This window comes from Candidatus Nanopelagicales bacterium (genome assembly GCA_041393815.1).
GTDB lineage: Bacteria > Actinomycetota > Actinomycetes > S36-B12 > JAWKJK01 > JAWKJK01.
In genome coordinates this window covers 939,702-951,488 of sequence record JAWKJK010000001.1, presented here as the reverse complement: position 1 = coordinate 951,488, position 11,787 = coordinate 939,702, and the positions used below count along the sequence as shown (strand labels likewise).

Below are 11,787 nucleotides of genomic sequence, written 5' to 3'. Positions count from 1 at the left end.
TGAGCCGGTCCTGAGCCTGACTTGAGCCGCGCTTGAGGTGCGGCCGGGATCGTCCGATCTCATGTACCCACGCGCAGCCCGGGCCGGGGCCGCGGCGCTGATGGGCCTGGTCGCCGCGCTCGCGACCGCGTCGTGCGCCAGCCCACCCGCCACCGACTCCCCCACCGCGACCGCAACGCCCGTGGCGACCGCCACCGCCACGGAGAACCCGTACGGCGGCGCGCCGGTGGACCCGCCGGGGCCGGGAGAGGCCGTGCTCGTGGTGATCCCGTCCTCCGGTCCGGAGGTCGCGCTCACGATGGCCGAGCTGGAGTCCCTCGGGACCCGCTCGGTCACTCTCGACGAGCCGTTCGTCCACCAGCGGCAGGAGTTCACCGGGGTGCCGTTGGCGACGGTGGTCGAGCAGGCCGGCATCCCCGCGTCCGCCGAGGTCGTCACGCGGGCCCTCAACGACTACGAGTACGCCGACACGGTCGCCGACCTGGTCGGGTCCGACGCCCTCATCGCGACGTCCCGAGACGGGGCGGCGATCCCGTTCGACCAGGGCGGCCCGATCCGGCTGGTCTTCCCCGACGGCAGCGCCCTGGCGACGAACCTCGACGCCTGGAACTGGTCGCTGGCCGAGGTCCGCCAGGCATGAGGGCCGACGGGCCCCCGCAGCCCGGGGAGCCGCCGCGGGCGCTCCTCCTCGGCCAGGCCGTGCTGGCGGCGGTGCTCGCGCTGCTGCTCGGCCTGCTGGCCGTGTCGGTGTTCCAGCGGCTGGCGGTCGAGGCGGAGTACGCCCAGGTCCTGGACGGGCACGAGAGCCAGGAGTCGAACGCGGTCTCGACGTACACCGAGTCCGTCGGGCTGGCGGCGGCCGTCGACTCGTGGCTGTCCGGCCGCAGCAGTCGGCGGGACGTCCAGCTGGCGCGCGCCCTGCTGGCCCAGCGGCTCGCGGTACGGGATGCGACCGGCGGGGATGCCGCCGACGCGGCCGGACCCCTGTACCTGTCGTCGCTGCGGGCCCTGGACGAGGAACTTGCTCTGCTCCCGCAGGGGCCCGTCCCGGCGGACCGGGCCGCCGCGTACGAGGCCCGCCTCGCCCCGCTGCTCGCCGACTTCGCCCGGGAGACCCGGTCGGTCATCTCGAACTACCAGCGGTCGGCGTCGGACGCGGCCGCCGCGGCCTCCCAGCAGCGCCGCACGACCGAGGAGCGGCAGTTGGCCGTCATCGTGCTCGTGCTGCTGGTCGGACTCGCGTTGGGCCTGTGGGTGTCCTGGACGGTGGCGCGCGCCCACCGGGTCGGGCGCCGGCTGCTGGCCGAGGAGCGAGTGGCCCTGGACGGCCACCGCCGGGCACTGCGGGCGGCGTCCGCGCTCGAGGGCGGCCAGTCCGAGGTGCTGGAACTGATCGCCACCGGCGCGCCGCTGCCGGACGTGTGCGAGGCGGTCGCCCGGCTGGCCGCGCTCGCCACGGGCCGCCGCACCGTCGTCGCCTGCGCGGACGGGATGCTGCGCGTCGACCCCCCCGACTCCGCCGGACTGCCGCCCGCGGCCGAGTGCGTCTCGTTGTGGACCTGGCCGTTCGGACCGGGCACGGACGGCCAGCCGCACGGACACCTGGAGATTCTCGGCGCCGACCGCCTGCCCCTGTCCGAGGACGAGGTGCGCGTGCTGCGTCGGTGCGTCGACCTCGCGACGATCGGAGTGGACCGGGACCGGTCGTCCCGCGAGCTGGTGGAGAGGGCCGAGCTGGACCCCCTCACGGGGCTGGCCAACCGGACGCCGCTGCTGCGCGACCTCGACCTGGCGATGGCCGGTGACGAGCGTGAGCAGGTGGCCGTGCTCTTCTGCGACCTGGACCGGTTCAAGGTGGTCAACGACTCCCTGGGGCACAAGGCCGGGGACCGCCTGCTGCGCCAGGCGGCCGAGCGGCTGCGCGGCCAGACCCGGGAGGGTGACGTCGTGGCACGGCTCGGGGGCGACGAGTTCGCGGTCCTGTGCCGCTCCGTCGGCGGCCGGAGTGGCGCCGAGCACCTCGCCCAGCGGGTCGTCGCCGCGTTCCGCGAGCCGTTCGCGCTCGAGGGCCGCGAGGTGTTCGTGGGGGCCAGCATCGGGATCGCGATGGCGGACCGGCCCGGCGGCACCGCCGCGTCGCTGCTGCGGGACGCCGACCTGGCCATGTACTCCGTCAAGGGTGGGACCGGCCACGGGTGGGCGGTGTTCGACCACGCCATGGAGGTGGCCGCCGCCCGGCGGCTGGAGCTGGACTCCGCGCTGCGCCGTGCCGTGGAGCGGCAGGAGCTCACCCTGGAGTTCCAGCCGGTGGTCTGGATGTCCGACCAGGACCGGATCTCCGGCTTCGAGTCGCTCGTCCGCTGGGACCGGGCCACGGACGGGATCTCGATGCCCGACTCGTTCCTGTCGACGGCCGAGGAGAACGGCCAGATCGTCGACATCGGCCGGTGGGTCCTCCAGGAGGCGCTGCGCACGTTCGCCCGGTGGCGCGACGAGGGGGTGGCCGGCGACCGCGTGGTGTCCGTCAACGTCGCCGCCCGCCAGCTGCACGACCCGGGGTTCCACGACGACGTCCTGTCGGCCCTGGTCGCGTACGACGTGCCGCCCCAGGCGCTCATCCTGGAGCTGACCGAGCACACCCTCATCGAGGGGGCCGACGCGCACCAGGCGCTCGACCGGCTGCGGTCGGTCGGAGTCCGCGTCGCTCTCGACGACTTCGGCACCGGGTACTCGTCGCTCACCCAGCTGCGGCAGCTGCCGGTCGACTTCATCAAGCTCGACCGCAGCTTCGTGACCCCGCTGGCCGAGCAGGCCGGTGAGCAGCGGGAGGTGCTGAGGGCGGTGCAGCACCTCGCCGAGGCGCTCCGGATCGGCGTCGTGATCGAGGGCGTGGAGACGCCGGAGGAGCGGCAGGAGCTCGTCAACGTCGGGTTCCGGCTCGGGCAGGGCTTCCTGTTCGGAACCCCCGTCGACGCGGCCCGGGCGGCCGAGCTGCTGCGCGCCGAGACCGACCTCGCGGAGCGACCCGTCAGCGCGTCGACGGCCGTACGAACGGGGGCTTGACGACCGCGAACCGCTCCGGCCTGCCCCGGACGTCGACGACCACCTCGTCACCCTCGGCCACCGAGGGGTCCAGGAGTGCCAGCCCGATCCCGGTCCGCAGGGTCGGCGAGAACGTGCCGCTGGTCACCTCACCGAGAAACGCGCCACCGAGCGGGTCCTCGTCGGACCCGGGCGCGCGCACGGCCATGTGCGGGCGGGGGATGCCCCGGCCCACGGCACGCAGGCCCCACGACCGCCGTCGCGGCCCCGCCTCCTTCTCGGCCACGAGGGCCTCGCGACCGCGGAAGGACGGCTTGCCCCAGCCGACCGCCCAGCCGAGCCGGGCCTGCACCGGGCTGATCTGCAGCGACAGGTCCTGCCCGTGCAGCGGGTAGCCCATCTCGGTGCGCAGGGTGTCCCGGGCCCCCAGCCCCGCCGCGCGCACGCCGTACGGCCGCCCCAGCGCCAGCAGGTCGTCCCACGCCGCGCCCAGCCGGTCGGAGTCCACGATCAGCTCGTACCCGTGCTCCCCGGTGTAGCCGGTGCGGCACACCGAGATCGGCCCGCCACCCCACTCGGTGGACGCGAACGCCATGTAGTCCTGCGACGTGGGCAGCCCCATCGCGTCCAGCAGTGCGGCCGACGACGGACCCTGCACCGCGATGATGCCCAGGTCGGTGTGCAGGTCCTGGACCTCGACGCCGTCGGGCGCCTCCTCGCGCAGGACGGCGAGCACGGCCGCGGCGTTGCTGGCGTTGGGCACGATCATCAGCTCGTCGTCGGCCACCAGGTAGACGATCAGGTCGTCGAGCACCCCGCCGGACCCGTCGCAGAGCATCGTGTACTGCGCCTGGCCCGGTCCGATCCGGCCGAGGTCGTTGGCCAGCAGGCCGTTCAGGAAGTCCCGGGCGCCCGGTCCGTGGACCCGGACCTTGCCCATGTGCGACACGTCGAACAGCCCCACCGCGGTGCGCACCGCGGTGTGCTCGGCGACCACGCCGCCCCCGGCGTACTCGATCGGCATGTCCCACCCGCCGAAGTCCGCCGTCTTGGCTCCCAGGGCGACGTGCCGGTCGTACAGCGGGGTGCGCCGCAGGGCGGCCGCGTCGGTCTGCGTCATGGGTCGGGACGGTACCGGCCGGGGACACCCCGCGGGTTACTGTGCACGCCGTGACCACGCTCTCGCTGTCCTCGTCCCCCGCCGGCTCGCTCACGGTCGACGCGTACGTCGTCGGCACCACCCAGGGGTCGGGCAAGCGGCCGGTGTCCGTGGCCGCGCCGAACAGCGGCCTCGCCCCCGCCGCCCGCACGGCCCTCGAGGACACGCTGGCCGCGGTCGGTGCGACCGGCAAGGCCGGCGAGGTGGTCCGGGTCCCCGGCGGCGGCGCGGTGAAGGCACCGCTGGTGGTCGCCGTCGGACTGGGGAGCGCGCCCACGGGCCGCGGGACGCATGACGCCGAGAGCCTGCGACGGGCCGCCGGTGCCGCCGTCCGGGACCTGGCAGGCACCCGCCGGGTCGCGCTGTCGTTCCCGGCCACGACCCCGGCCGAGGTGGAGGCCGTGGCGCAGGGCGCACTGCTCGGGGCGTACGCGTTCGACCGCTTCCGCGGGACGACCGCGGAGGACCGCAAGGCGCCCGTCGCGGCCGTCACGGTCGTGGTCGGCAAGCCTCGTGACCGGGCGCTGCGCGACGCCGCCACCCGCGCGGAGATCGTCTCGGCCGAGGTGAACCGGGCCCGGGACCTGGTCAACACGCCGCCGTCGCACCTGCACCCGGCCGACCTCGCCGCTGCCGCCCGGGCCGCGATGAAGGGGCTGCCGGTCACCGTGGACGTGCTCGACGAGAAGGCGCTGCGCCGCGACGGCTTCGGCGGCATCCTCGCCGTCGGACAGGGGTCGGCGAACCCGCCGCGGCTGGTCCGGATGGCCTACCGGCCCCGGGGCGCCACGACTCACCTGGCCCTGGTCGGCAAGGGCATCACGTTCGACTCCGGCGGCCTGTCGCTGAAGCCGCCGAAGGCCATGGAGGCGATGAAGTCGGACATGGGCGGCGCGGCCGCCGTCATCGCCGCGGTGGCCGCCATCGCGCGGATGGGCCTGCCCGTGCAGGTCACGGGGTGGGCGCCGTCGGCGGAGAACATGCCCAGCGGCACCGCCCAGCGCCCCAGCGACGTGATCACGATCTACGGCGGGACGACCGTCGAGGTGCTCAACACCGACGCCGAGGGGCGGCTGATCCTGGCCGACGCCCTCGTCCGCGCCGCCGAGGACGACCCGGACCTGATCGTGGACATCGCCACCCTGACCGGCGCGCAGATCGTCGCGCTGGGCAGCCGTACCTCCGGCGTGATGGGCAACGGCGACGACGTCCGCGACGGCGTGTGGGAGGCCTCCCGCCGCGCCGGGGAGTCGATGTGGCCGATGCCGCTGCCGGACGACCTGCGCGCCTCGCTGGACTCCCAGGTCGCGGACATCGCCAACATCGGCGACCGCAACGGCGGCATGCTCACCGCCGGGCTGTTCCTGCGCGACTTCGTCGACGGCGACCAGCCGTGGGTGCACCTCGACATCGCCGGGCCGTCGTTCAACGAGTCGGCGGCCTACGGCTACACGCCGAAGGGCGCCACCGGGGCCGGAGTGCGCACCCTGGTCCAGGTCGCGGAGGACCTGGCCACCGGGGAGCTCGAGGTCTGATCCGCGCGGGCCGCGCGGGTCGGCGGTCCTGTCACACCTCGGGGCGCTGGCCCTTCTGCCGGGCGGTCCAGTCCCGCATCCGCTGCGGGTAGCCGACGACGGCCGCGTCGTAGGCGGGGATCGCCCACTTCTCGGCCAGCCGGTGCGCCTCCCGAGCGCTGTCGACGCGGCGCCGGGTCCACTCCCCGTCCGCGGCGACGAGCACCACCGTCGTCTGCGTCGCCATCGTCTGCGGCTCGACGAACGCCTCGACCCCGTGCCGGGTCCGGACGAACTCCTCGAGGTGCCGTACGTCGTCCTTGGTCGCGCCGCGGTCCATCGCGGCCGCGCCACGGCCCGCGGACGACCCGCCGCCGGACGCCGACCGCTTCCTGCGGAACCAGCCCACCACCCACCTCCGGGCTCCCACCGTAGGCGAGGGCGCTGCGGCGCGCCTGCCCGCGCCGCGCCGGACGGGTGCTGCGGCGCGCTTGCCCGCGCCGCGCCGGACGATGGAAGGATGTGCCCGGCATCCGAGCATCAGGTTCCCGAGCACCGACAGGAGTGGCCCGTGTCCGAGACCGTCTACGACGTGGTCATCCTCGGCGGCGGCAGCGGCGGCTACGCCTGCGCGCTGCGCTCGTCCCAGTTGGGCCTGTCCGTGGCGCTGATCGAGCAGGACAAGCTCGGCGGGACCTGCCTGCACCGCGGCTGCATCCCGACCAAGGCCCTGCTGCACGCGGCCGAGGTGGCGGACACCGCCCGCGAGAGCGAGTCGTTCGGTGTCCACGCGACCCTCGACGGGATCGACATCGGCAAGGTCAACGCCTACCGCGACGGCGTCGTGGGCCGGCTCTACAAGGGTCTGCAGGGGCTGGTGAAGAGCCGCGCGGTGACCTACGTCGAGGGCACCGGCCGGCTGGTCGGCCCCACGACGGTCGAGGTCGACGGCACCCGCTACACCGGCCGCAACGTGGTGCTGGCGACCGGGTCGTACGCCCGCAGCCTGCCCGGCCTCGAGATCGGTGGCCGGGTGATGACCAGCGACCAGGCGCTGCAGCTGGACTGGATCCCCTCCAGCGTCGTCGTGCTCGGCGGCGGCGTCATCGGGGTGGAGTTCGCCAGCGTCTGGAAGTCGTTCGGCGCTGACGTGACGATCGTGGAGGCGCTCCCTCGGCTGGTGCCGGCCGAGGACGAGGCCTGCTCGAAGGCGCTGGAGCGCGCGTTCCGCAAGCGGGGCATCGCGTTCAGCACGGGCGTCCGGTTCGCCGGCGTCACCCAGGACGACTCCGGGGTCCACGTGTCGCTGGAGGATGGGAAGACCTTCGACGCCGACCTACTGCTCGTCGCGGTCGGCCGCGGCCCCAACGCCACCGGCATGGGCTTCGAGGAGCAGGGCGTCGCGATGGACCGCGGTTGGGTGCTCGTGGACGACCGGCAGCGCACGAACCTGCCGAACGTGTACGCCGTCGGCGACATCACCCCCGGCCTGCAACTGGCGCACCGCGGCTTCTCGCAGGGCATCTTCGTCGCCGAGCAGATCGGCGGCCTCGACCCGCACCCGGTGCTCGACATCAACATCCCCCGGGTCACCTACTGCGAGCCCGAGATCGGCTCGGTCGGCCTCACCGAGGCGCAGGCCAAGGAGCAGCACGGGGCCGACAACGTCGCGGTCTACGAGTACAACCTCGGCGGCAACGGCAAGAGCCAGATCCTGGCGACCACCGGGTTCGTGAAGCTGGTCCAGGTCAAGGACGGTCCCGTGGTGGGCGTGCACATGGTCGGCTCCCGCATCGGCGAGCAGATCGGCGAGGCCCAGCTGATCGTGAACTGGGAGGCCTACCCCGACGACGTCGCGGCGCTGGTCCACGCCCACCCCACGCAGAACGAGGCGCTCGGCGAGGCCCACCTCGCCCTGGCCGGCAAGCCGCTGCACGCGCACGCCTGACGCGCGAGACTGGCACCCCCGAGCCACCGAACAGCACGAGTCACTCGAACTACACGAGGAGCCGAGGCCCCGTCATGTCGGTCCAGGTCACGATGCCCCAGCTCGGCGAGAGCGTCACCGAGGGCACGGTCACCCGCTGGCTGAAGCAGGTCGGCGACACCGTCAGCGCCGACGAGCCGCTGCTCGAGGTCTCCACCGACAAGGTCGACACCGAGATCCCCGCCCCCGTCTCCGGCGTCCTGGTGGCCATCCGGGTCGGCGAGGACGAGACCGTCGAGGTCGGTGCCGAGCTCGCGGTGATCGGGTCCGCCGGTGCCGCCGCCGCGCCCGCTCCCGCGCCGGCTCCCCCTGCCACTCCCGCGCCCGCACCGGAGCCGGCGGCTGCCGCCCCCGCCCCCGCACCCGCTCCCGCGACCCCGCCGCCCGCTGCCGCCGAGCCGGCCGCACCCGTGGCACCCGCGGCTCCTGCTCCTGCGGCCGCACCCGCGCCGGCCGCGGCCGAGGAGGACGAGGGCGAGTCGGGCCCGTACGTCACCCCGCTGGTGCGCAAGCTCGCCGCGCAGCACGACGTCGACCTCACCACCGTGACCGGTACCGGCGTGGGCGGCCGCATCCGCAAGCAGGACGTGCTCGCCGCGGCCGAGCGGGCCACGGCCGCCCGCGCGGCTGCGGCGACCCCCGCAGCGACCCCTGCGGCTCCGCCCGCGACGCCCGCCCCGACCGCCGCCGCCGCTGCCCGCCCTGCGGCCGCGCCCGCATCGTCGCTGCGTGGGCGGACCGAACCGATGTCCCGGCTGCGCAAGGTCATCGCGACCCGGATGGTCGAGTCGCTGCACGTCTCCGCGCAGCTGACCACGGTCATCGAGGTGGACGTGACCCGGATCGCCGCCCTGCGGCAGCGGGTCAAGCGCGAGTTCGAGGCACGGGAGGGCGTGAAGCTGTCGTTCCTGCCGTTCTTCGCCAAGGCCGCGGTGGAGGCGCTCAAGGCGTACCCCATGGTCAACGCGTCGATCGACGCCGAGGCAGGCACGGTCACGTTCCACGACGCCGAGCACCTCGGCGTGGCCGTGGACACCGAGCGGGGACTGCTGGTCCCCGTGATCCGGGACGCCGGTGACCTCAACATCGCCGGGCTGGCCCGGCGCATCGCCGACCTGGCCGAGCGGACCCGCACCAACAAGGTGAGCCCGGACGACCTGTCCGGCGGCACGTTCACGATCACCAACACCGGCAGCCGGGGCGCGCTGTTCGACACCCCGATCATCAACCAGCCGCAGGTCGGCATCCTCGGTACCGGCGCGGTCGTCAAGCGCCCGGTCGTCATCAGCGACGACGCCGGCGCCGACGTGATCGCGATCCGGTCGATGGTCTACCTCGCGCTCACCTACGACCACCGCCTGGTCGACGGGGCGGACGCGGCCCGGTTCCTGGCGACGCTGAAGGCCCGGCTGGAGGACGCGGCCTTCGACGCAGACCTGGGCCTGTAGCACCGGCGCGGGCCGTCCGCGGGTCCTGCCCGCGGCGGGCGGTGCGGTGCGGCAGGCTGAGCCGGTGACCGAGGGCGGGGTGGGCACGCTGCCGCGCGAGGGGCCTCCGGCGTCCGCGCGCGGCCTCCACCGCCTGCACCTGTCGGCGGAGGACCGCCGGTCGGCCATGGACGCGCTCATGCTGCGGCCGACCCTGCACTCCAAGAACCGCTACGCGGTCCTGCTCACCCTGTCGATCATCGTCGCCACCATGGGGCTGCTGCAGAGCAGCACCGCCGTCGTCATCGGCGCCATGATGATCGCGCCGCTGATGGCTCCGATCATGGGCATGGCCGCGTCCATCGTCATGGGCTGGGGCTCCCGGCTGCTCAACACCTCGATCATCGTCGGCCTGTCCATCGCCGGCTCGATCGCGCTGTCCTGGGCGCTGGCACGGTTCATCCCGGTGGCGAACTCGGTGCTGCCGCAGGAGGCCATCGCCCGCTCCAGCCCCGACATCCGGGACCTGGTCGTGGCGCTCGCGGCCGGCGCCGCGGGCGCGTACGCGACCGTGCGCAAGGACGTCTCCGGGGCGCTGCCCGGCGTGGCCGTGGCGGTCGCCCTGGTACCGCCGCTGGCGGCGGTCGGCGTGCTGCTCGGCCTGGGGCAGCCGGACCTGGCCCGCGGCGCCGGGCTGCTGTTCGCGGCCAACCTCTTCGGCATCCTGCTGGCCGCGGCGGTGGTGTTCCTCATCACCGGGTTCGTCCCGACCCGGCGCCGGCAGCGCGCCCGGCCCACCATCGTCGCGGCGATGGTCGTGATCTCCATACCGGTGCTGGCGCTGGCGGTGCTGCTCTCGATCCGGTTCGCGCACACCGCGGAGGACGCGCGCACGCTGCGCACCGCCACCGAGACCGCGCTGGCCTGGCTGGCCCCGGCGTCCGGCGACGAACTGGGCCCGGTGACCCTCGTCGGGGACACCATCGAGGTCAACGTGAACGGCCCCACCCCGCCGCCGCCGGCGCAGGAACTCACCGAGGCGCTGACCGCCGCCCTTGGCCGGCCGGTCACCGTGGCGGTCCGCTGGACCCCGGTGAGCAACGGGGCCGACGAGGAGCCGATCGCGGCGCCGGTGCCGCTGGACGCCGTGCGCCCGGTGGTCGAGGAGTGGCTGGCCCCCCAGTCGCTCACCCTGGTGGGACTGTCGTACGCCGACGGCGCGCTGGTGGTGGAGGCCGTCGGCCCCGTGGCGCCGGGCGACCCGGTGACGCTGGAGGACGCGGTCGAGGCGGCGGTGGGGGTCCGCCCGCGGATCAGCCTGTCCTGGACCCTGGCGGAGGCCCCGGGCGACGGCACGACGGACCTGCTGGCCGTTGCCGACCAGACCGCGAGGCAGTGGGCCGAGACCGTCCCCGGGGTCGCCGTCCTCGACGTCGACGTCCGCAACGGCGGCGTGCTGGTCACGCTGGTCGGACCCACCGCACCGGACGCCACCGGCCTGATCGAGGGGCTGCGGGTCGCGCTGCCGGACCAGGCGGTGACCGTGCGGTGGGTGCCGAGCGAGCTGATCGGGCTCGCGCTGCCGTCGCAGGCCGCCACACCGTCACCGGTGCCGTCCGACACCGCCGACGCTCCGGACGAGTCCGTCGTCCCGGTGCCCACGCCGTCGCCGTAGCAGCGGCTCCTCCCGAGTGGCCGAGGCGGTGCCGTCCGGCGACGATGTCCCCATGAGAACGATGTCCCCCGTGAGGATGTCCGCATGAGGATCGCCGTCACCGGGGCGTCCGGGCTGATCGGGTCCGCGCTCGTCCCCGCGCTGCGCGCCGACGGGCACGACGTGCTGCGCCTGGTCCGCCGTGCCCCGTCCACCCCGGACGAGGTCCGCTGGGACCCGGCGGCCGGCTACGTCGATACCGCGGCACTGGCCGGGGTCGACGCCGCCGTGCACCTGGCCGGTGCCGGCGTCGGCGACCGGCGCTGGACCGACGCGTACAAGAAGGTCCTGCGGGACTCCCGGGTGCTGGGCACGCGGACGCTCGCGACCGCGCTGGCCGGGCTCTCCCCGAGGCCGGGCGTGCTGGTGTCGGGGTCGGCCATCGGCTACTACGGGGACACCGGCGAGCGCGCCGTGGACGAGTCCGGGCCGCAGGGATCGGGGTTCCTCGCCGAGCTCGTGGGCGAGTGGGAGGCCGCCGCCGACCCGGCCAGCGAGGCGGGCATCCGCGTCGTGCACCCGCGTACCGGCCTGGTCGTCAGTGCCGAGGGGGGCGCCTGGGCCCGACTGTTCCCGATCTTCAAGCTCGGCGGCGGCGGCCGGCTGGGGTCGGGACGGCAGTACTGGTCGTTCATCTCGCTGCGCGACGAGGTACGGGCGCTGCAGTTCCTGCTGGACCGTGACGACCTGGCCGGCCCGGTGAACCTCACCGCCCCGAACCCGGTCACCAACGCCGAGGTGACGGCGGCGATGGGGCGGGTGCTGCATCGCCCGACCCTGCTGCCGGTGCCGTCGCTCGCGCTCAAGGCGGTGCTCGGGGAGTTCTCGGGCGACGTCCTCGGCAGCCAGCGGGTGCTCCCCCGGGCGCTGGAGGGGGCCGGGTTCGTGTGGCGCGACCCCACCATCGACCAGGCCCTGGAGTCCGCCCTCGCCGCCGCCTGACA

The 11,787-nt window shown here is 74.7% G+C and carries 9 protein-coding genes; 7 read left to right on the top strand and 2 right to left on the bottom strand.

Going from position 1 to position 11,787, the window contains the following annotated elements; genetic code table 11:
- Window positions 1-61: 61 nt before the first annotated feature.
- On the top strand, window positions 62-640 hold the full coding sequence (locus tag R2737_04310; GenBank protein ID MEZ5115472.1) for a molybdopterin-dependent oxidoreductase: 579 nt from the start codon (window positions 62-64) through the stop codon (window positions 638-640).
- The gene (locus R2737_04305; protein ID MEZ5115471.1) at window positions 637-3,063 is read left to right on the top strand and encodes an EAL domain-containing protein; all 2,427 of its coding nucleotides are present in this window, start codon (window positions 637-639) and stop codon (window positions 3,061-3,063) included. The genes R2737_04310 and R2737_04305 overlap by 4 nt, the downstream gene beginning before the upstream one ends.
- Here the strand turns inward: R2737_04305 and gcvT are convergent.
- The gene (gcvT, locus tag R2737_04300) at window positions 3,029-4,162 is read right to left on the bottom strand and encodes a glycine cleavage system aminomethyltransferase GcvT (protein MEZ5115470.1); all 1,134 of its coding nucleotides are present in this window, start codon (window positions 4,160-4,162) and stop codon (window positions 3,029-3,031) included. The genes R2737_04305 and gcvT overlap by 35 nt on opposite strands.
- Before the next feature lie 50 nt (window positions 4,163-4,212).
- Between gcvT and R2737_04295 the strand changes: the two genes are divergently transcribed.
- Window positions 4,213-5,736 (top strand): leucyl aminopeptidase, encoded by a 1,524-nt coding sequence (locus R2737_04295; GenBank protein MEZ5115469.1) that lies wholly within the window; start codon window positions 4,213-4,215, stop codon window positions 5,734-5,736.
- A gap of 31 nt (window positions 5,737-5,767) precedes the next feature.
- Here R2737_04295 and R2737_04290 read toward each other — a convergent pair whose 3' ends face one another.
- Window positions 5,768-6,145, bottom strand: coding sequence for a hypothetical protein (locus R2737_04290; GenBank protein MEZ5115468.1), 378 nt, complete (start codon window positions 6,143-6,145; stop codon window positions 5,768-5,770).
- Between the two features lie 141 nt (window positions 6,146-6,286).
- On the opposite strand from R2737_04290, the gene lpdA reads away from it, so the two are divergent.
- The 4 genes from lpdA (at window position 6,287) to R2737_04270 (ending at window position 11,785) form a co-directional block, all read left to right on the top strand.
- Window positions 6,287-7,663 (top strand): dihydrolipoyl dehydrogenase, encoded by a 1,377-nt coding sequence (gene lpdA, locus R2737_04285; protein MEZ5115467.1) that lies wholly within the window; start codon window positions 6,287-6,289, stop codon window positions 7,661-7,663.
- A complete protein-coding gene (sucB, locus tag R2737_04280; GenBank protein MEZ5115466.1) occupies window positions 7,546-9,150 on the top strand; it encodes a 2-oxoglutarate dehydrogenase, E2 component, dihydrolipoamide succinyltransferase in 1,605 nt (534 codons plus the stop codon). Before lpdA ends, sucB begins: the two co-directional genes overlap by 118 nt.
- Window positions 9,151-9,214: 64 nt before the next feature.
- The gene (locus tag R2737_04275; protein ID MEZ5115465.1) at window positions 9,215-10,804 is read left to right on the top strand and encodes a DUF389 domain-containing protein; all 1,590 of its coding nucleotides are present in this window, start codon (window positions 9,215-9,217) and stop codon (window positions 10,802-10,804) included.
- 84 nt (window positions 10,805-10,888) lie between these two features.
- Complete coding sequence (locus R2737_04270) at window positions 10,889-11,785, top strand: TIGR01777 family oxidoreductase (GenBank protein ID MEZ5115464.1); 897 nt, start codon at window positions 10,889-10,891, stop codon at window positions 11,783-11,785.
- The last annotated feature ends 2 nt before the right edge of the window (window positions 11,786-11,787 follow it).